The 23,371-nt window shown below is 51.8% G+C and carries 20 protein-coding genes; 15 read left to right on the forward strand and 5 right to left on the reverse strand.

Annotated features, from left to right (window positions below; genetic code table 11):
• Positions 1–8: 8 nt before the first annotated feature.
• From ACOQPM_RS25395 to ACOQPM_RS25405, 3 genes are all read left to right on the forward strand, one after another.
• The gene (locus ACOQPM_RS25395) at positions 9–1,340 is read left to right on the forward strand and encodes a SurA N-terminal domain-containing protein (RefSeq protein ID WP_420631193.1); all 1,332 of its coding nucleotides are present in this window, start codon (positions 9–11) and stop codon (positions 1,338–1,340) included.
• A gap of 120 nt (positions 1,341–1,460) precedes the next feature.
• A complete protein-coding gene (locus ACOQPM_RS25400; protein WP_420631194.1) occupies positions 1,461–2,231 on the forward strand; it encodes a TrmH family RNA methyltransferase in 771 nt (256 codons plus the stop codon).
• Positions 2,232–2,263: 32 nt separating this feature from the next.
• On the forward strand, positions 2,264–3,583 hold the full coding sequence (locus ACOQPM_RS25405; RefSeq protein ID WP_420631195.1) for a hypothetical protein: 1,320 nt from the start codon (positions 2,264–2,266) through the stop codon (positions 3,581–3,583).
• Here the strand turns inward: ACOQPM_RS25405 and ACOQPM_RS25410 are convergent.
• Positions 3,543–4,115: a hypothetical protein gene (locus ACOQPM_RS25410; RefSeq protein WP_420631196.1), complete on the reverse strand. Its 573-nt coding sequence runs from the start codon at positions 4,113–4,115 to the stop codon at positions 3,543–3,545. The genes ACOQPM_RS25405 and ACOQPM_RS25410 overlap by 41 nt on opposite strands.
• 320 nt (positions 4,116–4,435) lie before the next feature.
• Here ACOQPM_RS25410 and sucC point away from each other — a divergent pair, with 320 nt between their 5' ends.
• From sucC to rsmD, 3 genes are all read left to right on the forward strand, one after another.
• A complete protein-coding gene (sucC, locus tag ACOQPM_RS25415; protein ID WP_420631197.1) occupies positions 4,436–5,593 on the forward strand; it encodes an ADP-forming succinate--CoA ligase subunit beta in 1,158 nt (385 codons plus the stop codon).
• Positions 5,593–6,471, forward strand: coding sequence for a succinate--CoA ligase subunit alpha (gene sucD / locus ACOQPM_RS25420; RefSeq protein ID WP_420631198.1), 879 nt, complete (start codon positions 5,593–5,595; stop codon positions 6,469–6,471). Before sucC ends, sucD begins: the two co-directional genes overlap by 1 nt.
• 61 nt (positions 6,472–6,532) lie before the next feature.
• On the forward strand, positions 6,533–7,135 hold the full coding sequence (gene rsmD, locus ACOQPM_RS25425; RefSeq protein WP_420632419.1) for a 16S rRNA (guanine(966)-N(2))-methyltransferase RsmD: 603 nt from the start codon (positions 6,533–6,535) through the stop codon (positions 7,133–7,135).
• An 81-nt stretch (positions 7,136–7,216) separates the two neighbouring features.
• Here the strand turns inward: rsmD and ACOQPM_RS25430 are convergent, their stop codons facing one another.
• From ACOQPM_RS25430 to xerA, 3 genes are all read right to left on the reverse strand, one after another.
• On the reverse strand, positions 7,217–8,002 hold the full coding sequence (locus ACOQPM_RS25430) for a hypothetical protein (RefSeq protein ID WP_420631199.1): 786 nt from the start codon (positions 8,000–8,002) through the stop codon (positions 7,217–7,219).
• A 94-nt stretch (positions 8,003–8,096) separates the two neighbouring features.
• On the reverse strand, positions 8,097–8,939 hold the full coding sequence (locus tag ACOQPM_RS25435; protein WP_420631200.1) for a purine-nucleoside phosphorylase: 843 nt from the start codon (positions 8,937–8,939) through the stop codon (positions 8,097–8,099).
• Positions 8,940–9,021: 82 nt separating this feature from the next.
• On the reverse strand, positions 9,022–9,894 hold the full coding sequence (gene xerA / locus ACOQPM_RS25440; protein WP_420631201.1) for a site-specific tyrosine recombinase/integron integrase: 873 nt from the start codon (positions 9,892–9,894) through the stop codon (positions 9,022–9,024).
• 514 nt (positions 9,895–10,408) lie between these two features.
• On the opposite strand from xerA, the gene ACOQPM_RS25445 reads away from it, so the two are divergent.
• From ACOQPM_RS25445 to ACOQPM_RS25485, 9 genes are all read left to right on the forward strand, one after another.
• Positions 10,409–10,921, forward strand: coding sequence for a tetratricopeptide repeat protein (locus ACOQPM_RS25445; RefSeq protein ID WP_420631202.1), 513 nt, complete (start codon positions 10,409–10,411; stop codon positions 10,919–10,921).
• 29 nt (positions 10,922–10,950) lie between these two features.
• Positions 10,951–12,288 (forward strand): UTP--glucose-1-phosphate uridylyltransferase, encoded by a 1,338-nt coding sequence (locus tag ACOQPM_RS25450; RefSeq protein ID WP_420631203.1) that lies wholly within the window; start codon positions 10,951–10,953, stop codon positions 12,286–12,288.
• Between the two features lie 142 nt (positions 12,289–12,430).
• Entirely contained in the window at positions 12,431–13,822 is a 1,392-nt protein-coding gene (gene trmFO / locus ACOQPM_RS25455) for a methylenetetrahydrofolate--tRNA-(uracil(54)-C(5))-methyltransferase (FADH(2)-oxidizing) TrmFO (RefSeq protein ID WP_420631204.1), read from the forward strand.
• On the forward strand, positions 13,815–15,008 hold the full coding sequence (locus ACOQPM_RS25460) for a sensor histidine kinase (RefSeq protein ID WP_420631205.1): 1,194 nt from the start codon (positions 13,815–13,817) through the stop codon (positions 15,006–15,008). Before trmFO ends, ACOQPM_RS25460 begins: the two co-directional genes overlap by 8 nt.
• Positions 15,009–15,040: 32 nt before the next feature.
• On the forward strand, positions 15,041–16,639 hold the full coding sequence (locus ACOQPM_RS25465; protein ID WP_420631206.1) for a mucoidy inhibitor MuiA family protein: 1,599 nt from the start codon (positions 15,041–15,043) through the stop codon (positions 16,637–16,639).
• Between the two features lie 54 nt (positions 16,640–16,693).
• On the forward strand, positions 16,694–18,034 hold the full coding sequence (gene hflX, locus ACOQPM_RS25470) for a GTPase HflX (RefSeq protein ID WP_420631207.1): 1,341 nt from the start codon (positions 16,694–16,696) through the stop codon (positions 18,032–18,034).
• Positions 18,027–18,227 (forward strand): hypothetical protein, encoded by a 201-nt coding sequence (locus tag ACOQPM_RS25475; protein ID WP_420631208.1) that lies wholly within the window; start codon positions 18,027–18,029, stop codon positions 18,225–18,227. Before hflX ends, ACOQPM_RS25475 begins: the two co-directional genes overlap by 8 nt.
• A 112-nt stretch (positions 18,228–18,339) precedes the next feature.
• A complete protein-coding gene (locus ACOQPM_RS25480) occupies positions 18,340–19,509 on the forward strand; it encodes a M20/M25/M40 family metallo-hydrolase (RefSeq protein WP_420631209.1) in 1,170 nt (389 codons plus the stop codon).
• 209 nt (positions 19,510–19,718) lie between these two features.
• Positions 19,719–20,867 (forward strand): acyl-CoA dehydrogenase family protein, encoded by a 1,149-nt coding sequence (locus ACOQPM_RS25485; RefSeq protein ID WP_420631210.1) that lies wholly within the window; start codon positions 19,719–19,721, stop codon positions 20,865–20,867.
• Between the two features lie 126 nt (positions 20,868–20,993).
• Here the strand turns inward: ACOQPM_RS25485 and ACOQPM_RS25490 are convergent, their stop codons facing one another.
• Positions 20,994–23,351 carry a cadherin domain-containing protein gene (locus ACOQPM_RS25490; RefSeq protein ID WP_420631211.1) on the reverse strand — a complete coding sequence of 786 codons (2,358 nt, stop codon included), beginning with the start codon at positions 23,349–23,351 and terminating at the stop codon, positions 20,994–20,996.
• Positions 23,352–23,371 lie beyond the last annotated feature (20 nt).

Raw genomic sequence — 23,371 nt, forward strand, 5'->3', positions numbered from 1 at the left:
AATAAATTATGGCCAAGAAACAAGAAACTCAAACGACATCTGAGCAACGCCAAACGCGCAAAGAGGTGCTGTTGGCACGTAAGCAGGCACAACAAACGCGCCGGATTCGTATTGGCGTTGGTATTGTGGGTGGTTTGCTGCTGTTGATCTTTTTGGCTGCTGTTGTCAATGAATTGCTCATTGCTCCCAATCGCGCCGTTGCTATTGTGAATGAAGAAGAAATTTCGTTAGGTGATTGGCAAGACCGGGTGCGTTTTGAGCGCGCCCAGCGCATTATTTTGCTGGAAAATCAGCTAGCGGCTTTCCAGGATAATGTAGGCTTTGTGCAGCAGTTTGCCGGCCAAACGATTAATGAGTTATTGCAAACGGAGCAGCTAGGTCAGGCAGTCTTAAACCAGATGATTGATGAGGTCGTCATTCGCCAAGCGGCTGAGGCACGGGGCATCACGGTAACGGATGAAGAGGTGCAGAACAACATTGAGGCGACGTTTAGCTTTTATGATGGTGGCTTGCCGACGCCGCTGCCAACGGCAACCGCGACGGTAGAACCGACACCTTCTATTACGCCGCTGCCAACGGCCGTTATCACAGATGTTGTGCCGACAGCAATGCCTACTCCCACTGCCTCCCCACCCCCAACAAACACACCAGCCCCCACCGCCACGCCCGTTTCTGCTGAGGCATTCCAGCAAGAATTTAGCGACTTTATGACCCAGTTTGCGGAAAAAGGCGTGTCTGAGGAGCTTTACCGGGAGATTGTGCGTACACAGCTTTATCGGGAACGGTTGGTTGAGGCGTTGGCGGAAGAGAATGAGTTGTCTGATGAAGCGGAACAGGCAAGTTTCTTTGTGCTGCAGTTTGGCACTGAAGAAGAAGCTAATGAGGCTGAAGCCCTCATTGCAGAGCAAGGATATTTGCCCGTGTGGAATGAAATTCGCAGCATTGTTCCTGATCCAGAATCTGGGTCTACCGCCTCGACCGACGAAGTTGTTTGGCTCACCCAAACCGCAACGGCCAACCGCCTGGGGGCAGAGGTGGCTGAAGCTGCCTTTACGCTGCCAATTAGGGAACCCAGCAGCGTTATTTCTCGCACGGTGGACGCTCAGACGACGCTCTATTATCTGATTCAACTGACGGGTAAGGAAGAACGGCCGTTGTCTGCCACGGAATATCAAACATTGCAGCAAGAAAACCTGGGAGCTTTCATTCAAGAACAGCTTGTGACCGGTGGCCTTACGCTCACGGAGTATGATCGGGGACGCACCCCCACAAATCCGGTGCTAGACCCGATCTTCACCACGCCGCCAACCGCAACCCCAGCCTTACCAACTGGCGGCTAGCGCGAATTAACTGATAACGAGGAGAGAGCATCCTCAGATGCGTGCGACTCCAAAAAAGCAAGGGCGGGTCATTTTATGGCCTGCCCTTATTTGCGTTAATTGGCAGTTGGGGCAAAAATCATGTTCATGAGCGAGGAAACCATCTGGCTGGAAGGTGCAATTTCTGTGGAGGCGGCTCTGCGAGGGCAGACACGGCAGGTAACGGCCGTTTACCTGCAAAAAGGGACCAGTCGCCGTTGGGAAAAACGCCTAGCCAAATTGCAGCAACTCACCCAACAGGCCAACGTGCCGCTCAAGTTGGTGGATGAACAGTTCGTCACCCAGCGGGCAACGGGCAATTCTCATGGTGGGGTGGTGGCGGAAGCAGGCCCACGCTACTTTGTCTCGCTGGAATCGCTGGTGGTGGGTGTGGAACGGCCGTTTATCGTGATGTTAGACGGCATTGAGGATCCATACAACTTTGGCCAAGCGTTACGCTCGCTGTACGCGGCAGGGGCGGGGGGCGTGGTGGTGCGCCCGCGCAACTGGTTTAGCGCGGCGGGCGTGGTAGCCCGCGCCTCTGCAGGCGTGTCTGAGCAGATGCCCATTGCCATTGCCGAAACGGCCGAACATGCCGCCGCTGCCTTTCGCCAGCTAGGGCTGCACATTGCCGCTACCAGCAACCAAAACGCCATCTCCGTTTATGATGCGGACCTCACCGTCCCGCTGTTTTTGCTGCTGGGCGGGGAAAAACGAGGCATCACACGCTCATTTTTGGCGCAGGCAGACCTCATTTTGCAAATTCCGTATGCCCAGCCTAACTTTCAGCATTCGCTTGGCGTTGTTGCCTCAGCCGCCACCATCGCCTTTGAGGTAATGCGCCAGAGAACAACGAATAAAAATCCGCGATAATCCGCGCAATCTGTGGCGAATTTGAAACAATTATGGCTGATTTAGCAAACATTGAGCCGAAAAAACCTCGCTGGAAAACGGCCGTTAACAGCCTTGGCCCTATTTTCGTTACCCTGCTTGCTCTGGTGCTGGCCATTGAGGTTGGTTTCCGGCTGTTTTACCAGCTCATACCCATCGAGGTGTGTGCCGCCGACCCGATCATTGGTACATACACCTGTCAACCTTACTTTGAATACGACAAGCCGCTACGCATCGGCTACCGTTATACGCCAAACTTTAAGCTAGAAGGTATGTGGAACCCCGCCAACCCGTACCTGGCCAATTCCGATGACAGCACCGCCCCCAGCAACCGGGACGACTCATTTGAATACCGCTTTGTAACCGATGATCACGGCTTCCCCAATGAACCCGCCGTCTGGCAGGCTCAGTACGACATTGTAATTGCTGGGGATTCTTTCACCATTCGCACTGCACCCACTACCTGGATTGAGCGGCTGGAGCAACACGCCGGGCAAGAGATTCTGACGCTGGGTGCCCCCAGTTGGAGCACCCTCAACCAGGCAGAGGCAATCCGGCAATTTGGCTTGGACAAGCAACCTGAATTTGTGTTGCTCATGTTTTTTGAGGGGAACGACATCCTCAACACGCAGCAATATTTAGAACGCAGAGACAGCGGGCTAGATTGGCGGGAATATGATTTGCAGGACGTGCCGTTCACGCGCAGGCTACTCACGCCGCACTTTGCCACGTATTTGTGGCAGGAGCTTTTTCCACCAGAACCGGAAGCTGCGCCAGATTATCGGTATCCCGTGGTGGCCAGCACGGAGGCCGGGCCGATTGAGACGGTGTTCAAGGATGTTCATTTGCTACCCTTGAGTGCCGATTATAACATTTTGGCGGCTTCGGATGAGTTTACGGCCGTAAAAGCCACCCTCATCACCCTCAACGAAGAAGTGGCAGCGCAGGGCGCACAACTGGTTGTCGTTTATATTCCCAGCAAGGAGCATGTGCTTTGGTCGCGCATTTGGGATCCAGAAGATGTGAACAACGTGCTAGAGCGCACCGTCACGGTGACGTTGAGCGACGGTGATTCAGGCCACCTGCAATGGGAGCCAACCTATCTAACTTTTGATAAATTTGGGGAAACCACACAAGCGCAGGAGCGGCTGCTGGCAGATTTTGCGGCCGAAGCAGGGATTCATTTTTTGAACCTGTCCCCGATATTTTGGGAAGAAAGCATTCAACATGGAGAGCTGTACCATTACGGCGACCCGCATTGGAACCAAGCTGGTAACGATCTGGCGGCAGATGCTATCTGGGCATTTTTGCAATCGTTGGAATTGGAAGAGTAGGTGTGCTTGTGCGTTTTTTGCACTGGTTTGTAAACCTTCTCCAAAAGTAGACAGTACCGCTCAGGCCAATGACCGTGCCAGAGAGAACAAAGGCAACGGCCGTTGCCATAAAGCCTACATACGATTCCGTCGGTACGTTTAGAATGGTCATAGCCAGCCCCACTACTGCCATGACCAGCACCCCGCCAACGACGCCGCAAAGCGACCCCCAAACAAGTGCTGCAATGAGAGGAGAGGGGCCGGAAGAAACGGCCGTTAACACTGTGCGTAACGTGGGAGGTAGCTCCTGAGTTGGAATATTGGCACCCATCTGCAACTTTAAAATGGCCCAGTTCGTTGCTTGTCGTTCCATCGGATCGCCTATTTCGCGTAGCGAGAGATAAACATGCTCGCCACGTTGAATGACAGAACGGGCACTGAATGAATCTACCAGTCGCGCCTGAAGCAGTTGCTCACGCAAGGGAGGATGTGAAATAAGCAGCAGCTCATTCTCTTCAAAAGAGGTAGAAAGTGGATGGGTCAGGGTTGCCATGACACCTTCATTATGATTGCCAGCTTAAAGCGTGGTCAATTGGACTTATGGTCTACCCTCTCACCGTTCAGCAAACCACAGAAAATATTTTAAAAACCGAGGAGTGATTTCTCTGTGGTTTGCTCAAGTAAAAGCGGGAGAAATGGCTCTGCTTTATTTCAAATACTTTCCCGCTTTTACATCATACTGGGGCGTGTTATAATTTTTGCGCTCTTTTCATATAAATGTGAACACAATCGAGCCTGTTCGCACTTTCCAAACAAACCATCCTGATAAATGAAAATTGATGGAAAAAGATCCCCACTACAAGGAGTGAATACGTGAATCTGCACGAATACCAAGCAAAACGATTGTTTGCCGAGCACGGCGTGCCGATTCCCAACGGTGATGTGGCCTCAACACCGGCTGAGGCGCGTGAAATTGCCAGGGAATTGGGTGGCAAAGTGGTTGTCAAATCGCAGGTGCTTATTGGCGGTCGTGGCAAAGCTGGCGGCATTAAATTAGCAAATGATCCTGACGAGGCTGAAGCAATGGCCCGCCAAATTTTGGGCATGGACATCAAGGGCTTTCAGGTGAACAAAGTGCTCATTGATGAGCAATCTCCTGGCGGCATTGATCAGGAAATCTACCTGGCGGTTCTCATTGACCGTGCCAAGCGTCGGCCCATGGTGATGGCCTCGGCCGAAGGCGGCATGGACATTGAGGAAGTTAATGAACGGAGCCCAGAGAAAATATTCCGGGTGCATGTAGAGCCAGCTTTGGGTGTGCGTGGCTACCAATCCACTTATCTGGCTTCATCAATGGATTTGCCCCGCGAGCTTTGGCGAGAGTTTCACAAAGTTGTATCCGGTTTATATGCTTGCTTCATCGCCAACGACGCTTCGCTAACCGAAATTAACCCACTGGTAATTACCGGTACGGGCCGACTCATGGCGCTGGATGGCAAAATGTCTATAGATGATAATGGCCTATCTCGCCAACCAAGATTGGCCGAGATGCGGGATGTAGATGAAGAAACGGCCGCAGAAAAAGAAGCACGTCTCAGCGGCATCAATCTCATTCAGCTAGATGGCAATATAGGCTGCATGGTCAACGGCGCTGGTTTGGCAATGGCCACCATGGACGTGGTAAAAAAGTTTGGTGAAGAAGATAACTGCGCTCCGGCCAACTTTCTAGACATTGGCGGTGGCGCCAAAGCGGAACAGGTGGCTACTGCACTGCGTCTCATCTTGTCAGACAAAAGCGTGAAGGCGGTGCTGATCAACATTTTTGGCGGCATCACTCGTGGGGATGAAGTGGCCAGGGGCATCATCGAAGCGCTGGAGCAAGTGAAGCCTGACGTGCCAATGGTCGTGCGCCTGGCTGGAACCAACGCTGCAGAAGGGATGGCGATTTTGGCAAATTCAGAAATGGAAACGGCCGCTACCCTCTCAGATGCAGCCCAAAAAGCGGTTGTTGCCGCAAAGGGGGCCATGTAATGAGCATTCTCGTAAATAAAAACACACGTCTCATTGTTCAGGGCATTACTGGTCGGGAAGGTAGCTTCCACACGACCCAAATGATAGCTTACGGCACCAATGTTGTGGCCGGTGTAACGCCCGGCAAAGGCGGCCAATGGTTTAGCACCGATGATAAAAAAGTGCCTGTATTTGACACTGTGAAGGAAGCTGTGGCCGCGACCGATGCCAACGCATCGCTCATTTTTGTGCCCGCTCGCTTTGCGGTGGATGCCATTTACGAAGCCGCTGATGCTGGCGTTGCGCTTGTTATTTGCCTCACAGAACATATTCCTGTTTTGGATATGATTGCTGCCCGCGCTTACCTGGATACGCGCGATGTCCGGCTGATTGGGCCAAACTGCCCAGGCTTGCTCACCCCCGGCGAGACCAAAGTTGGCATCATTCCTGGCTCGATTGCCATGCCTGGCAATGTGGGTGTGGTTTCCAAGAGTGGAACGCTCACCTACGAGGTGATTGATGCGCTGACCAAGCTGGGCATCGGCCAATCCACCTGCGTAGGGATTGGTGGCGATCCCATTGCCGGAACCAATTTTATTGATGTATTAGCATTGTTTGAAGAAGACCCAGCCACTGAGCAAATTGTGATGATTGGTGAGATTGGCGGCAATGCGGAAGAGCAGGCGGCTGCTTATATCGCCCAACATGTTACCAAGCCAGTGACTTCGTTCATTGCTGGCCGCACTGCGCCTCCTGGAAAGCGCATGGGTCATGCTGGTGCCATTGTTGAAGGCAAAAGTGGCACGGCCGAAAGCAAGGTTGAGGCGTTGCGGGCAGCGGGCGTGCGCGTGGCCGACAATCCAGACGACATTGCCAAAATCGTCGCTGAGCGACGGTAAACCGTTATCGGCAATCCGTAATCGGTGATCGGAATTTCTGATTACCGATTAAGGTTCACTGATTACGGATAACTGGTCACCGATTACTGAAATGCGTGTTATCAGCGGGAGTGCTAGGGGGAGCCGACTGAAGCGGGTGCCGGGGGATTCCACGCGCCCCATCATGGATCGTGTGAAGGAGAGCTTGTTCAATATTTTGGGCAAGGTGGATGGCGAGGTGTGGCTGGACCTGTTTGCCGGAACGGGGCAGGTAGGCATTGAGGCGCTCAGTCGGGGGGCAGATGAAGTCGTTTTTATTGACAAAGTGCGCCCAGCCATCAAAACCATCGAGGCCAATCTAAAGACAACGCATTTGCAAAATCGTGCCCAGGTTGTGCAGGCAGATGCGTTTGATTATTTGCGTCGGAGTGCGGTGGGGGAGGAGGCTGCTATTAGCAACGGCCGTTTCCACCTCATTTACATCGCGCCACCACAATATTTGGGCTTGTGGCAAAAAGTGATGGCTGTGTTGGATGAACGGCCGTCTGCCTGGCTAACCCCGGCTGGCATTGTGGTGGTGCAAATTGACCCCAAAGAGTACAAAACCCTCACCCTGCAAAATCTATCGCTTTACGACAACCGAACCTACGGCAATACGCAACTTTGCTTTTACGAACAACTTTAGATACGAGGTGCAGTCACGGGTTTAACCAACTGCAAAAGAAAGTAGTGCCAACCCATGACTGGCATCTCTTTGTTTAACCACCTATTGCTGCAGCGTCACCTGAATGACGCATTGGGCAATAATGTTTAGCGCTTGATCAGCCGCAGAGAGCCGAATAAGGTACGGGCCAGAGTCCCACTGGCTTAGATTTACGCTGCCCAAAAAACCGTCCTGCACCGACTGTTCAATGTTGCGCCCCAGCAGCGAGGCCCATTGGCCGCCTGTTTGTGGGCCGTTGGCTTCCAGCGTGTAATAACCAAAATCCTCAAAATTGGCCGTACCGTTGAAGGTGATGGTTCCTGCCACCACGGAGCCATTGCGTGGTTCGATGATGTTGAGCTGCAAGGTGCAGCCGACAGAAGGTGTGGGGGGAGGGAGTGGTGTGCCAACGGCCGTTGCCGTTTCTACAGGTGTGGTTTCCTCAGCAGGATTAGGGGCTGGTTCGCCGGGGTTTCCTGCCAGGGTAATTGTTGGCACAAGCGGAGGCGTAGACGTGGGCTGGCGTGTTAGTAGGGGGGTGGGGGAAGAGAGTGGTGTGCGGAAAATATCTGGTGTCGGCGTCGGATCGCGCAGGAGCGTTGGCGGCAGCGTCGGGGCAATCCGAGTGTTAACATAGTAAACGCCGCCGATGATGCCTGCCAAAATTACAATGACGATGAGGGCGGTGTTGCGGGTTTGCGTATTTGTCTCCCGCTCCAGATTAAAGATAGCGACGCGCAACTGCCGCTGTGCCCGAATAAATTGGCTGATATACCAAAACAGTCCCAGTGCCGAGACAATATAAATCCAAACGTCGTTGCGTAGAATAAAGACGTAAAATTGATCCATGATGGCTTCGCAAGTTGCTCACACAAACAAGTGGCGCACAGTTTTGTGCGCCACTTGATTTTAACCGATTTGCAGGCTTACGTGTATTTTGGAATTAGAGTTGTTGAAGAACCCCACGAAGCAGGGCAGTGAGCTTGGGGATAATTAGCTTGCCAGTTTCTAATACTTCCTCGTGATCAAGCACCGTGCCGGGTTCCGGATCAGGCACAGCTTTGTTGGTGATGGAGGAGATGCCCATAATTTGCATATCGGCGTGGCGAGCCGTGACGACAGTTGGCACAGTAGACATGCCCACAGCATCCGCGCCAACGGCTCGTAAAAAGCGCAGTTCGGCGGGAGTTTCAAAGCTGGGGCCAGCCACGTAAGCGTAGGTGCCTTCTTGCAGGGTGAAGTTGTTGGCTACGGCCGTTTCCTTTGCCAACTTTCGCAAACCCAAATCATATGTGCCAATCATATCCATAAAACGAGGCCCAATGCTGTCATCATTGGGGCCACGCAGCGGATTGAGCCCAGCCATCCCCAAAAAGTTGATATGGTCAGTGATCAGCATCAGGTCGCCGGGGTTGAAGCTGGCGTTGATGCCGCCCGCTGCATTGGTGACGACGAGCGTTTTGATGCCCATCGCATTCATCACCCGGACAGGCAGGGTGATTTGCTCCATGTTGTACCCTTCATAGTAGTGGGCGCGGCCCTGCTGAACCAGCACCGTTTTGCCCTCTAACGTGCCAATAACCAAACGGCCGCTGTGCCCTACCACCGTAGATTGGGGCCAGCCTGGAATGCTTTCGTAATGAATAATGTCTGGATTTTGAATACTGTTGGCTAGTTCGCTAAGACCGGAGCCAAGCACCAGGCCAACGGTTGGTTGGTACTGTGTTTGCTGGCGGATGGCTTGAACAGCGGTTTTGACTTGGTTTGCGGTTTCTGTGGTTGTCATATCTTCCCCTAAAAATAATAGGCCACGACGAGGCTGCCGTGGCGCAAAATTTATTCGATTGACCCTTGACTTAACCCGTAGTTTATTCGGCCGTTTCACTTTCTTCTAGCTGGGTGTAGATTTGCGTGGTTGAAATATTGGCGTGCCCAAGCAGCTTTTGCACTTCTTGCAAATCGGAACCATCATTCAGTTTGTGGGCGGCAAAGCTGTGCCGTAGCGTGTGTGGGGTTACGGCCACGCTCAACTCAGCCTGTTTGGCATACGCTTTAATAATGAGCCACAAGCCCTGCCGGGTGAGCTGCTGCCCTCTATGGTTGAGGAACATGGCGGTTTCGTCTTTATCTTTTACCAGGAACGGCCGTCCCTCTTCTACATAGTTTTCCAGAATCTTTTTCGTGTATTCATTAAATGGCAGTTCGCGCACTTGGTCATCTTTACCAGGGCAGTAGAGAACCTGATTTTCTAAATCAACATCTTCCAGACGGAGTGACACAACTTCTGTCACGCGCATACCTGTTGAATACAGCATGTTCAGCAAAGCTAGATCACGTAAATTTTTAGGCGACTTTTTATTTGCAGGTGCTTGCAACAGACGCTCTACCTCTTCTGAGGATAGCGTTTTGGGAAGGCGTTTCTTTACTTTTGGTGAATCAATGTTTGTGGTTGGGTTTTCTTGAACAATTTGGTTAGCATGCAAATAATTAAAAAAGGATTTAACAGCTGCAACCTTCCGCGCCACAGAGGAAGAAGCATAAGGTTGCTCCTTCATATACTCCACATACGCATTGATTCGTTCAGAATTGATGGATTGCCATTGACCGGTGCTGTTCAGGTTGTGATCTTGCAAATAAGATACAAATTGCCCCAGGTCATTTTTATAGGCTGCTATCGTGTTGCTTGAGTAGTTGTACTCTTTTTGAAGGAACTTCAGGAAGGCGAGCAGCTGTTCTTCCATCGCCTCACACTCCTTGCTATGCTCAGAGTCTTATTGAGGGCTAAAATTCGTGTAGCAATAAGCGTATTAAATATATGCAGATAATACACTTGCCTACCGATGGAGGAGCCACTCTTAAGATTTGCTTGTTGCTGAGCTAGAAAGTGTCAGATGAAAATGATATCGGACAACTTAAATAAGATTATGTAAGTTAAACTAGGGGCATTATAACAATTACTTTTCATAAGATCAAATATAAATCAACATAATGATGGTAAAGTTGATAGCTGATTTGTGCTACACGAATAAAACTTTGCTTTGTGTACACTTGCAAGCCTGCTCTTGTGGTTCAGAGTGACTGAATTGGTTGACTGTTTTTGTGGAATTTTACAGGCAGAGGGTATGGCTTATGATTCTGAGCAATAATTGGTATCATAGCGTGCTCAGATTGAAATAATGAATTAAGAGAAGAATATTACTTTCAAACGACTAGATTTGATTGTAAAAAAATCTGTTAGATAGGTTGCATAATCAGATGAAGCGAAGTTCCCAGGATACCAATGATGACCTGAAATTTGAGGCGTTGCTTCGTCGAGGGAGTGAGCTACTGCATCGTGGCAAAGTAAATGATGCGGTTCCCCTTCTTCAAGAAGCACATTCTCTTGACCCCAATCATTTTGATGCTGCGCTGAATTTGAGCGGAGCGTACATCTTAACAAAAAAATTCAAGCAGGCGGTAATGCTTTTGGAGCAGTTGAGCCGCCAGGTTCCCAATAATGTGATGGTTTGGACAAATTTAGGTGCTGCCTATTTGGGAAATCCTGTTCTGGCTCGTGATGAGGAGCAGCTTCAGGCAGTTGCCGCTTTCAAGCAGGCGTTGGCGATTGATCCTATTGCACCCAACGTTGCTTATAACATTGGGCTAATTTATCGGGACCGACGTGAGTATGAGGTTGCAATTAGTTGGTTTGAACGGGCTGTGCAGGCCAACCCAAATGACAAGGATGCCCGAAATTTAATTAAAAAATTGCGTGAAATAAGCTTATGACTCCCATTTTTTTTCCGTTTGAAACTCGAATGAAGGCAGAAGCCTTGCCATCAATCTTTATTGATACCTTTGCTTACTATTACGAGCAGTTGGTTACGGGCCAGACTGGATTTATCTCAGAAAGTGAGATTGAGCCAGTTGCTGAGTTGCCCGATGCTGAATCTTTTCCAGTCCGACTCCGGGAGATTGGTGACGTTGCATTGCAGAAAACGGCCGTTATCAAACTCAACGGCGGCTTGGGCACTAGCATGGGGCTGAAAAAGGCAAAATCGTTGCTGCCTGTCAAAGATGACCTCACCTTTTTAGACGTCATTGCCCGCCAGGCGCAGCTAGCCAATGTTCCCCTCATTCTCATGAACAGCTTCTCTACCGAGGAAGATTCTCTGGCGCTACTAAAAAATTATTCAGGCCTAAACCCGGAGTTGCCACTCACTTTTTTGCAGCACAAGGAGCCAAAAATTCGTCAGGACAATTTTGCCCCGGCAGAGTGGCCGCAGAATCCTGAGCTGGAATGGTGCCCCCCCGGACACGGTGATATTTATACAGCACTCAGCACCAGCGGTACGCTTCTGGCACTGCTGGACAAAGGGTATGAGTACGCTTTTGTTTCCAACGCAGATAACTTAGGTGCGGTCATCAGTCTGGAGATTTTGGGATACTTTGTGGATACCAAAGTGCCATTCATGATGGAGGTTGCCGACCGCACCGAGATGGATAAGAAGGGGGGGCATTTGGCGCAGCGGCTGGACGGGCAGCTAATTTTGCGTGAATCAGCCCAATGCCCACCGGAGGATACGGCCGCTTTCCAAAACATCCAGCGTCACAAATATTTCAACACCAACAACCTTTGGTTCCACTTACCAACGTTGTACCGGCAAATGCAGGCACACAACAATCGGTTGGGCTTGCCCATGATTCGCAACAGCAAAACAGTGGATCCACGCGACCCAACTTCCACGCCAGTGTACCAATTGGAAACCGCAATGGGGTCTGCGATTGCGGTATTCAGCGGGGCTCAAGCAATTCGTGTGCCACGTACTCGTTTTGCCCCCGTAAAAACGAGTAATGAGTTACTTGCCGTTCGCTCAGATGCTTACACGCTGACGAATGATTTTCGGATTGTGCCGAGCAGCAAGCAGCAACCAAATATTGTTTTGGACGGCCGTTTCTACAAATACGTCAGCGATCTGGATGCCAGATTCCCACAGGGTGTGCCTTCGCTACTGCAAAACAGCAGCCTAGTGATTGAAGGGGATTTCCGCTTTGGCAAAGACGTGGTTTGCGTGGGTGACGTGCATCTACGCAACGAAACAGATGCCCAAATCAAGATTCCAGACGGCACTGTTTTGTCCGGAAACGGCAGATAAATCTGCGCCTACAGTTACAAAGTTGGCCTCCGCCGACAAGCAATCAGCCCACGGCGATGGGCTTCGTAAATCGTTGCCGAGATTTTAATCGCTGGGCGATAAATTCGCGGTGTTCTCTGGCTGGATGTGATACAATTACCCCATGAGCCAATCTCTTGTGGTTATTGGCGGTGGGTTAGCTGGAACAGAAGCAGCGTGGCAACTAGCCGAACAGGGCATATCGGTAAAACTGTATGAAATGCGCCCGCAGCGGCAAACGCCCGCCCACGTCACCAATCACCTTGCCGAACTGGTTTGTAGTAATTCCCTCGGTTCCATGCTGCCGCACAAGGCGCCTGGCTTGCTCAAGGCGGAACTGCGTGGTTTGGGTTCGATGATTTTGGCTTGCGCGGCGGCAACGGCCGTTCCCGCTGGCTCCTCCCTCGCTGTTGACAGAGATAAATTTTCAGAACTGGTAACGACCAAAGTTGAAGCCCATCCCAACATTGAGTTGATTCGTGAAGAAGTAACGGCCGTACCCGCTGAACCCACCATCATTGCCAGCGGCCCGCTTACCTCCTCCGCGCTTACCGCCAGCATTAGCCAGCTTACCGGCGAAGAGTATCTCTACTTCTACGACGCCGTCTCACCCATCGTAGATTACGACTCCATAGACACTACTATCGCCTTCCGCCAATCTCGCTACGATGATGGGCAAGACGAGGGCGACTACATCAACTGCCCCATGACCGAAGTGGAGTATGAACGCTTCTGCGATGCACTGCTAGCGGCAGAGACCATAACCCTCAAGCAGTTTGAGCAGGAAGACCCCCACTTTTTTGAAGGCTGTATGCCCATCGAAATCATGGCCCAGCGTGGACGCAAGGCGCTGGCGTTTGGCCCCATGCGTCCGGTAGGGTTGATTGATCCGCGGAGTAGGAAACGGCCGTATGCCGTTGTTCAACTGCGCCAAGACAACCTCATTGGTTCCCTCTACAATATCGTCGGATTCCAGACCAATTTGAAGTGGGGTGAACAGCGGCACGTTTTGCGGCTCATTCCCGGCCTGGAAAATGCTGAATTTTTGCGCTATGGCATGATGCACCGCAACACCTACATCAATGCGCCCCACCTACTGCAGCCAACCCTGCAATACCGAGGCCGCGCCGATCTCTTTTTTGCCGGGCAAATCACTGGCGTAGAAGGATACATGGGCAATGCCGCCACCGGGCTGGTCGCTGGGCTGAATGCGGCTCGCTTGCTCAAGGGGCAAATGCCTGTCATTTTCCCTACCAACACCATGCTAGGTGCGTTGTGCCATTACGTCACCCACGCCAGTAGCAAAGATTTTCAACCAATGAAGGCCAACTTTGGCCTGTTTGAGCAGCCCCAAAACAAAATGGCTAAAGCAGAGCGGTACCGCTGGTACAGCAACCGCGCCCTCACTTCTATGCGCCGCTTTGCCCGCAACAACCAGCTTGCTTATGATCGAACGATTGCCGAAGCAAATTTGGCCGAGGAGATGACTGCGTTGTCGGGGAGGCCAGTTGACTGAGAATCTGAAGCTTTGGTTGCGCCAACAGTCGGCTATGCTTTGCGCCGTCACCTTGAACCGTGCGCCAAATTTGCTGGTTGATGAAGATGATCTCATTGAGTTTCTCTCTGTGTTGGTGGGCAGCGTAGGCGCGTTGCCAGAATTGCAGCTTGCCTCCGTACAATCGTGGGCGCTCACGGCCATTGGGCATGATGCCCCCGCTGCCTACGACTGGATGGTGCTGCTGCGGGTGCTCAAAGAGCAAATCGGCCGTAGTCTGGTAGATCAATTCCCTGCAGATGAAGCCCTTACCGCCTGGCGGCTCATTGACAATGTGCTCATCTATGCCATCATCGAAGCAACCCAGCTTGCTTCTGACATGCAGCGGTCTGAATTGCTGAACCACATGACTCAGTTGCGTAACCAACAAGAAAAATTCAGAGAAAGCAAAACCAAATTTATTGCTGTGGCTGCCCATGAGCTCAAAACGCCGCTCACTATTCTGGAAGGGTACACCAACATCCTGAAAGCCGAAACGCAAAATGAGCCTCGGCTGCACATTTACCTGGATGGCTTGGGCAACGGCTTCCGCCGGATGCACGAAATTATTGGGGATATGCTGGATGTCTCTTTGTTAGATTTACGCACGGTGGAGCTGAAACATCAGGAGATCAACCTGGAGAAAACCGTTTTGCTAGTGGCAGACAGCGTAGATAGATATTATGCCACGCGCCGGGTAGACCTGAAAATAATGCCTTTTGAATTTGAGAGTAGCACCTATGGTGATCCGGAGAAGTTGAAAAAAGCGCTCACCAAAATCATGATGAATGGTCTGAAATATACGCCCGATGGTGGTGAAGTCGTGGTCACCGGCAGCTTGGTGCGCCAGAATGAAGTGACCGACGAACTGGCGGGATTTGTTGATATCCAGGTGATGGACACGGGCATTGGCATTGATCCTGAAAATCTGGAGTCTATTTTTGAGAAGTTTGGCAGTATTGCCGACGCCAGCTTGCACTCTTCTAGCAAGACCAAATTTAAGGGAGGTGGCCCTGGACTTGGGTTGCCCATTGCTCGCGGGATTGTGGAGGCACATGGCGGGCGTGTGTGGGCAGAAAGCCCTGGCTGCGACGAAGAAAGTTGTCCGGGTAGTACCTTCCACATTGAGCTACCCATTTGGCTGAACCCACCTGAGGGGCAGGCATAGATTAAAGTGCGCTGACGAGTAAAGGTGAAAAGATGGATGTTTCTGTAGAAATTGTTGTGAAGGATGTAACGGTTTACCCAGACCGGGCGCGGGTCTCTGGTACGGGAAGCTGTGAACTAGCTGCAGGACGGCATCGGTTGCTGGTGCCGAATTTGCCGCTGACGATGGACAGCAATTCAGTTCGTGTACGGGGCAGTGGCACGGCCCAGGTGCGCTTGCTGGGCGTGGAAGTGACGCGCCAATTTTTTGAGGCGTCACCGCAGGAGGCAGTGCAGAAACTGGAAGTTCAAATTGAGGAAGTGCAGGAATCTGTGCGAGCTTTGGAGGATCAAAAGGCGGGCTGGCAGGCGCACGGCACGTATTTGGATGGGATTCGTCAGGCCACGGCCGAATTTGCCAAAGGCCTCTCGCGGGGGAAAACGACGGTGGCCGAGCAGCGGCAGGTGATTGCTTTTTTGCAGGAAGAGGATGCCGCAATGCGTACGGCCGTTCGCCAGCTAGACCAGGAGCAAAAAACATTGATGCGTCGGCTGCAAAAATTACAGCAAGAGCTGAAGCAGATCAAGACAGCCAAGCCACCGCAGCAATACCAGGCCCAAATTGAGGTGGACGTGTTACATGAGGGCAGCTTCCAGCCAGAAATTAGCTACGTGGTGAGCAAAGCCGGTTGGCAGCCACTGTATGATATTCGGCTGCTGGAAGAAAACGGCCGTTACGCTTTGCAAATTGACTATTTGGCCCAAATCGTCCAGCGCACCGGGCAAGCGTGGCAGCAGGTGAATTTGGCTGTCTCCACGGCACGTCCGGCGCTAAACCAAAAGCTCCCAGAGATACATCCCTGGTACATCCGAGAATACCAGCCGCCACGGCCACGCCAGATGGTTCGCAGCGCTAGACCAGCCGCACCGGCCGCCGCAAAAATGGAGACAGCGTCCTTTGCTATGGAGGAATCGGCGGCAGATATGCCAGAGCCTATTGAGGCAGAAACGGTTACGGCAGACGTGCAAAGTGAGGGAACGGCCGTTACCTTCAAAGCCCCCGGCCAAACCGACATTCCTAACGACGGTTCGCCCCACAAAACCACCTTGCAGCAAATTCGCCTGGAGCCAAAGCTGGATTATCTGACTATTCCCAAATACAGTGATGCTGCTTTCCGGCGGGCGACGGTGCAATATGCAGAAGCTGGCCCTTTGCTGCCTGGCTCCGCCAGCCTGTTTGTGGGCGAAGAGTACATTGGGCAAACGCGAATCAAATTTACGGCGCAGGGGGATGAGCTTGAACTGCTGCTTGGCGTAGAAGATCGCATCACCGTTGAGCGTAAGCTGGCCAAGCGAGATGTAGACAAGAAACTGCTGCGTGACCAGCGGCAGTTGCGCTACGGCTACACCATCGCCCTCAAAAATTTGCTTAAAACCGAGGCGCAGGTTGTGGTTAAGGATCACATTCCGGTATCGCGCCATGAGCAGATCAAGGTAAAATTGGACGATGTACGGCCGCCGCCCAACGAACAGACAGACCTCAATCTGCTAGAATGGGAGCTGGCTCTGGCTAGCGGCGCAGAACAAACCGTGCGATATGAATACACCGTCGAGCATCCGCGTAGTTTGCAGGTGGTGGGTTTGTTAGATTGATTTTTTACCGTAGAGAACACAGAGGGATAAGAGAAAAGACCGATGTGATCTGAATTGGAGGTATCTATTTCCCCACAATTTTACGAAACTGCCCAGCCGAAAGAACGTGCTTTTTTGGTTGGGGCTGAGTTGAAACAGGGACGGCCGTTGCTGCCCGTAGAAGATAGTTTGCTGGAACTGGAACGCCTGGCCGACACCGCCGGGCTTTCTGTGATTGGCAAAACCATTCAGCGATTTGATCGCCCAGACAGTGCCACTTACATCGGTTCTGGCAAGGTAGAAGAAGTTAAAATTCTTATCGAAGAGCTAGAAGCGGGCGTGGTGCTTTTTGACGATGAGCTAACCCCGCGCCACCAGCGGGAGCTGGAAAAAGAGTTTGGTGACGATGTAAAAGTGATTGATCGCACCGCGCTGATTTTGGACATTTTTGCCCAACATGCCCAAACCCGCGAGGGGAAGCTGCAAGTTGAACTGGCCCAACTGGAATATCGCGTGCCGCGCCTAACCCGCATGTGGACCCATTTGGCTCGGCAGGCGGGTGGCCGTGTCGGGGGACAAGGCGGTGGCGTAGGCTTGCGTGGCCCTGGTGAAACCCAGCTAGAAACAGACCGCCGCGAAATCGGCAGACGCATCTCTTACATTAAAGGGCAGCTGGAAAACGTGCGGGCTCACCGAGAGCGGCATCGCGCCAAGCGGCAGCAGACAGAGCTGCAGGTGGTGGCAATTGTTGGGTATACAAACGCAGGCAAATCTACCCTGCTTAACAAGCTGAGCAATGCCGATGTGCTTTCTGCGGATATGCTGTTTGCCACGCTGGACCCCACCACGCGCAAAGTGGATATGCCGGGTGGTCGGGAACTGCTCTTTACCGATACGGTAGGCTTCATTCAAAAATTGCCTACCAATATTGTGGCGGCTTTCCGAGCAACCCTGGAAGAAATTACCGAGGCAGATATGCTGCTGCACGTCATTGACGCGACCCATCCTAATGCTGCGGCGCAGGTTGAAGCAGTAGAGGACACTTTAGCCGAATTGGAGGTAGATCATTTGCCAACGGTGGCGGCGCTGAACAAGATTGATTTATTGCCAGATGGCGGAAATCACACCCAGATATTTGATTTGCCCTATCCGACGGTGCCGGTTTCGGCCGTTTCTGGCGAGGGCATCCCGGAACTGCTGGTGGCGATTGATGCGGCAATGGTGCGTTATTTGCAGCCGCTGACCGTGTTGCTGCCGTATCAGCGGGGCGATTTGCTCTCGATGATGTATGAGCGGGGGCAGGTGGATGGCGAAGAGCATACAGGCGATGGCGTGATAGTTTATGGACGGTTGCCTAAACGGCTGGTACCATATTTTGAACCTTACTTGAATGGACAGCAAATAGCCGATGAATGATTTTTTAGACAGAGTCAGCGAATTTCTTAGCAAATATCCCGGCTTGTTGCCGCTGGTGGGGCTGGGATTGATTATCCTCAATTTGATTTTGCAATTTTTCCCGGGTAGCTGGTTTGTGGATCGGCATATTTTGTTGCATCTTGGTTTGATCACCAGCTTGATTGGATTGCTTTTGATACGGCCGTTGTCCTAATCCAGTAATGTCGCGGAGCGACCACTCCGTGAACGGTGTTCAGTATTCAGTAATCAGTGCGTACTTCTGAAAACTGCTTACCGGTTTTTCTCCACACAGCAGGTTGCTTTAAATGATCCCCATTGAAACAATTGCCCAAAACGGCCGTGTCCAAGCTGCTCTAGCTCAATTTCCAGATGCCGTTGCTGAAATTGTTTCACAGGCGATTGCGATTCAGCAAATTCCTGCCCCCACTTTTGCCGAGGCAGAGCGGGCGGCTTATCTGGCGCAACGATTCAATGAACTTGGCTTGCAAGATGTTACTCTGGATGAATTGCACAATGTGTACGGCCGTTTTCCCGGCAGCCAGCCCCAAAATCATCCCCCCGTCATTATTTCCGCTCACACCGACACTGTTTTTCCTGCCGGCACAGATCTGACCGTTCGTGAGGAGGGCAGCGTGACGTATGGCCCTGGCATTGGCGACAACTCAACTGGCGTGGCGGGGTTGATTGGTTTGGTTAAATCGCTGCAACTGCACGGAATACGGCCGTTGGCCGACATCTGGCTGGTGGCCAACGTAGGTGAAGAAGGGCTGGGCGATTTGCGCGGAATGCGGGAGGTCGTGGCCCGTTTTGATGGCGAGGCGATTTATCTGGTGGTAGAAGGCGGTCTGTTTGGCCAAATATCCCACCAGGCCATTGGCGTGCGCCGCTACGAAATTACCTTCCGCACGGCTGGCGGGCATTCCTGGGGCAATTTTGGTCAGCGCAGCGCCATACATGAACTCGGCAAATTCATTGCCGCCATAGACAAGCTAAAGGTGCCGACCAGCCCCAAAACCACCTACAACGTCGGCGTCATTCAAGGCGGCACTTCCATCAATAGCATTGCTCAATCGGCCAACTTGCTGCTGGATTTGCGCTCTGAAGCGCCAGAGCGTCTCGCTAATTTGGTGGCAGAAGTGGAAAAACTGGTCGCGCAGTGGCAGGCGCAGCCAGAGGTACAGGTGGAGATGGCACAGATTGGGAATCGCCCAGCGGGGCAGTTGCCGCGTAATGCGCCGTTGGTGCAACAGGCTGTGGCCGCGCTGCGGCAAGTGGGCTGTGACAAAATTAGTTTTATTGCCAGCAGCACGGATGCCAATGTGCCGCTCAGTTTGGGGTATACGGCCATTTGCATCGGCCTCACAGAATCTGGCAACGCCCACCGCCTGGATGAATACATGGACAGTACCCATTTGCCAGCGGGGATGGGCCAACTGCTGCTGCTGGCGCTTTCGGCGGCGGGCATCTCGCCATGAAAATAGCTAACCTTCCGCAGGTTCCATCCGCAAACAATGTTCGAGCACAAGCCTGCGGGAGGTTTATTTACAAAGGAGACGACACCAACTGTCGTTGACCACCATGAATGAAAATCAGCAGATTTCGCAGATTGGCGCAGATTGCGGACAGATTTTTCTCTGTGTCCTCCGCGTTCTCTGCGGTTAATTTATTTTCAGAGGAGTAAGCGATGAACTTTGAACTAAATGAGGAACAACGCGAGTTTCAACATATCGTGCATGATTTTGTAGCCAAAGAGTTAAAACCAATGGCACGGGAGACTGATGAGACGGGTGAATTTAACTGGACGGCCGTTAAAAAAATGGGGCCAGTTGGTTTGCTTGGCTTGGAAGTGCCAGAGGAGTATGGCGGTGCGGCCGTTGATGCCGTCAGTGCCGCCATTGCTATTGAAGAGTTAGGGTGGGGCTGTGGCTCTACGGCCTTGGCGATTTCTGCCCACAACGGGTTAGCATTGGGGCCAATTGTTAAGTACGGTAACGACACGCAAAAAGCGCAGTGGCTGCCACCATTGGCTACCGGCAAGGGTAAACTAGGTTGCCTCTCTCTCACAGAACCGGGTGCTGGGTCTGATTTACAGGGTGGTGTGCAAACAACGGCCGTAAAAGAAGGCGACTCCTGGATCATTGACGGTACCAAAATGTGGATGACCAACGCCTCCATTTCCGACGTGATGGTGGTGCTTTGTCGAACAGACAGGGCTGACGGCAGCCGCTCGCTCAGCCACATCATCGTACCCACAGAGACGCCCGGTATCAACGTAGGCCCCGCCGAGAAAAAGATGGGCTTAAAAGGCTCGCCCACCCACGCTGTCACTTTTGATGAGGTGCGCGTGCCGCTAGAAAATCTGCTGGGCGAAGAGGGGTGGGGTTTGCAGCAAACGTTGGCCACCCTGGACAGTGGACGTGTGGGCATAGGCGCATTGGCCGTTGGTTTGGGGCAGGCAGCGTATGAAACGGCCGTGCAATATGCCCATGAGCGCGAAACATTTGGCAAACCAATTGCCCACCACCAGGCCGTGCAGTGGATGCTGGCCGATGCCGCCACCGAACTACAAGCCGCCCGTCTGATGGTGTATTGGGCTGCCTCGTTAAAAGGCGCAGGCAAAAAGTACACGAAAGAGGCGGCAATGGCCAAGCTGTTTGCTACGGAGGTAAGCGAGCGCGTTTGCCGCAATGCCATTCAAATTCATGGCGGCTACGGCTACAGCAGTGAATTCGAGGTAGAGCGCATGTACCGTGACACCCGACTGATGACCATTGGCGAAGGCACCAGCGAAATTCAACGCTTGGTCATCGCTCGCCATATTTTGAATTTATAGCCTCTAACCTACGGTAGAAGTTCAATCTTTGACAAAAGTTGAACTTCTGTTGTCGGATAAAGAAAAAACGCGCCGCCTAGAATAATTTCAGGCGGCGCGTTTTCGATGAAGCGTGAGGTAGATGCTTTAGTTAAAATCTACACGCAGATTATAATCTGTGTTGGTAACAGGCGCGCTAAACACACGGATGTAATATGTGCCTGCCCCCAAGTTGGTCAGATTGATTATTTTGGTGCTTGAGGCGGAGCCATTATTTTGTAATAGCGTCAAACTGCTGCACGTGCCGCTATAAACAATTAGCTGGCCTGAGGCTGGCTCAAAATCTGATAGCGTAATAGTCACATCTTGCTGGCTGGTTACAGTGAAGCTGTACCAATCCTCTTGATCATCGGCCGTAAATTCATAATTGATGTTGTTGCCGAGGCCAAATGCCTGGCTGCAATTGTTGTTGGGCTCGATGGGTGGGTAATTGTTCAGCACCGTTGGCAAGAAGATGTAGGTGATGGGCAGCGGCGATACGTTAACAGTAATGGTGGCTGTATCAGCGTTTCCGCCGCGATCAATTGCTTGTACTGTCAGATTAAAGGTGGGCATGGCGTCAGCATCCAGTTTGCTAGTGTCTGGCACGGTAATTTGCCCGCTGCTGCTGTTGATGGCAAACACACTGCCCACATTTCCCCCCTCGATAGAGAAGGTTAATTCATCACCGTTGCTTAATTCAACATCAGTAGCAGAGACGGTACCAGCTAGTACGCCGTCTGCGTCTCCCTCAGACACGAAGAAGGTTGCGTTGCTCACGCTGGGGCTTTCATCATAAAGGTTGTTGATGTTGATGGTGATCGAAGCTGTGTTGCTTAGGTTTGGCCCTAACCACCCTGTGTCAGTGACGATGATGCCGAGCGTGAAGGATTCTGTTGTTTCAAAATCTAGCTGGTTTGTATTGGCGACAGTAATGTCGCCATTGTTGTTGCCGTCGTTGCTGATGGCAAATGCGCCACCTGTATTCCCGGAGATAATGTCGAACGTGAGCATTCCTGCGTCATCAGCATCTGGGTCGCTGGCTGTTACAGTGCCAACGGCCGTGCCGTTACTACTATTCTCGTCTATGGCAAAGGTGTTCCCAGAAACGCTTGGCAGCTCATTCAAATCTTGCAGATTGATGAAAACCGTGGCGTCAACCGCAGAATTGACACTATCGTCCACGGCAATGGTGAGTGTATAGGACAGTGTCGTTTCAAAATCGAGCTGGGTTGTGTCGCTGACAACGATTTGCCCAGCGGCATTGACATTAAATGCAGACATTGGATCACCAGCCGTAATTTCATAGTTCAGGGACACACCTTCAGGATCAGTCGCCAAAACATTACCTACACCCTCACCGGTCCCCAAATTTTCATTTGGCGTGTAGGTGGCATTGCTGGTGGTTGGCGGCTCATTCACATTTGTGAGATCAATAACAACTTCGGCTTCGTCTAAATTCATGCCGCTGTCTTCGACTTGTACAGTCAGCGTAAATGTGGGCGTCGTTTCAAAATCTAGTTGGTTTGTATCGGCAACGGTAATGTCGCCATTGTTATTGCCGTCGTTGCTGATGGCAAATGCGCTACCTGTGTTCCCAGCGATGATGTCAAATGTGAGATTGCCTGCGTCGGCTGCATCTGGATCACTGGCTGTTACGGTGCCAACGGCCGTGCCGTTGGCTGAGTTTTCTGGCAGTGAAAAGCTGTCGTCGTTGAGGGTGGGGGGTTCGTTTACGTTTTGCACGTTGATTGTGATTACGGCCGTATCTGTCAGCATCCCCATATCCGTAATTTCCACTGTAAAGGTGAGCGTCTCATTCGTTTCAAAGTCCAATGGGGTGGGGCTGTCTACTGTGATAGCACCGTTGCCGCTGTCCACTGCAAACGGGCTACCGAAATTCCCCCCGGTGATGGTGTAGGTCAAGCTATCTCCGGCATCTAAATCTGAGGCGACAATGGTGTCAACGGCCGTTCCCGTCGTGCTGTTTTCAGGTACAGAAAAGGTCTGATCATCCACAACGGGCGTCTGATCAAAATCTGGCGTGATTGTAATGACAAACGTGTCGCTGGCCATCGTCATGCTGGTGGCAACCGTAAAATCAAAGCTGTCGGATAGCGTCTCGCTATCGTCGTGAGTGTATTGAAGAAATCCATTGTCAATGTCAGACTGGGTGAACTGAGCAGTAGGTGTAAGGGTGGTTGCTGTATTGGTATTGGTGAGTATGCCGTTGGCTGGGGTTGTTACCAGAGTGTAGGTCATGATTGCCCCAACTGCACCTCCTCCACCAGGATCATCATCCGACAAAAGTAGGCTATTGTCAATAATGCCATTATCCCCTTCATTTACGACAAGCTCTTGGTTGACTTGCACGGTGGCATCGGCCAACACATTGCCAAGCCAGAAGACAGACATGACCATGCCAAACAGGACAGTGAAAATTAGAAGGACACGTTTTCTCCGCATACCGATACTCAAGCTATACT

The organism is Candidatus Leptofilum sp. (assembly GCF_965223525.1).
Classification (GTDB): Bacteria; Chloroflexota; Anaerolineae; order Promineifilales; family Promineifilaceae; genus Leptofilum.

Coding starts and splice junctions, on each gene's coding strand:
- ACOQPM_RS25395 (WP_420631193.1), top strand. CDS start 9: ATGGCCAAGAAACAAGAAACTCAAACGACATCTGAGCAACGCCAAACG.
- ACOQPM_RS25400 (WP_420631194.1), top strand. CDS start 1,461: ATGTTCATGAGCGAGGAAACCATCTGGCTGGAAGGTGCAATTTCTGTG.
- ACOQPM_RS25405 (WP_420631195.1), top strand. CDS start 2,264: ATGGCTGATTTAGCAAACATTGAGCCGAAAAAACCTCGCTGGAAAACG.
- ACOQPM_RS25410 (WP_420631196.1), bottom strand. CDS start 4,115: ATGGCAACCCTGACCCATCCACTTTCTACCTCTTTTGAAGAGAATGAG.
- sucD (WP_420631198.1), top strand. CDS start 5,593: ATGAGCATTCTCGTAAATAAAAACACACGTCTCATTGTTCAGGGCATT.
- ACOQPM_RS25430 (WP_420631199.1), bottom strand. CDS start 8,002: ATGGATCAATTTTACGTCTTTATTCTACGCAACGACGTTTGGATTTAT.
- ACOQPM_RS25435 (WP_420631200.1), bottom strand. CDS start 8,939: ATGACAACCACAGAAACCGCAAACCAAGTCAAAACCGCTGTTCAAGCC.
- xerA (WP_420631201.1), bottom strand. CDS start 9,894: ATGGAAGAACAGCTGCTCGCCTTCCTGAAGTTCCTTCAAAAAGAGTAC.
- ACOQPM_RS25445 (WP_420631202.1), top strand. CDS start 10,409: ATGAAGCGAAGTTCCCAGGATACCAATGATGACCTGAAATTTGAGGCG.
- ACOQPM_RS25450 (WP_420631203.1), top strand. CDS start 10,951: ATGAAGGCAGAAGCCTTGCCATCAATCTTTATTGATACCTTTGCTTAC.
- trmFO (WP_420631204.1), top strand. CDS start 12,431: ATGAGCCAATCTCTTGTGGTTATTGGCGGTGGGTTAGCTGGAACAGAA.
- ACOQPM_RS25465 (WP_420631206.1), top strand. CDS start 15,041: ATGGATGTTTCTGTAGAAATTGTTGTGAAGGATGTAACGGTTTACCCA.
- ACOQPM_RS25475 (WP_420631208.1), top strand. CDS start 18,027: ATGAATGATTTTTTAGACAGAGTCAGCGAATTTCTTAGCAAATATCCC.
- ACOQPM_RS25480 (WP_420631209.1), top strand. CDS start 18,340: ATGATCCCCATTGAAACAATTGCCCAAAACGGCCGTGTCCAAGCTGCT.
- ACOQPM_RS25485 (WP_420631210.1), top strand. CDS start 19,719: ATGAACTTTGAACTAAATGAGGAACAACGCGAGTTTCAACATATCGTG.
- ACOQPM_RS25490 (WP_420631211.1), bottom strand. CDS start 23,351: ATGCGGAGAAAACGTGTCCTTCTAATTTTCACTGTCCTGTTTGGCATG.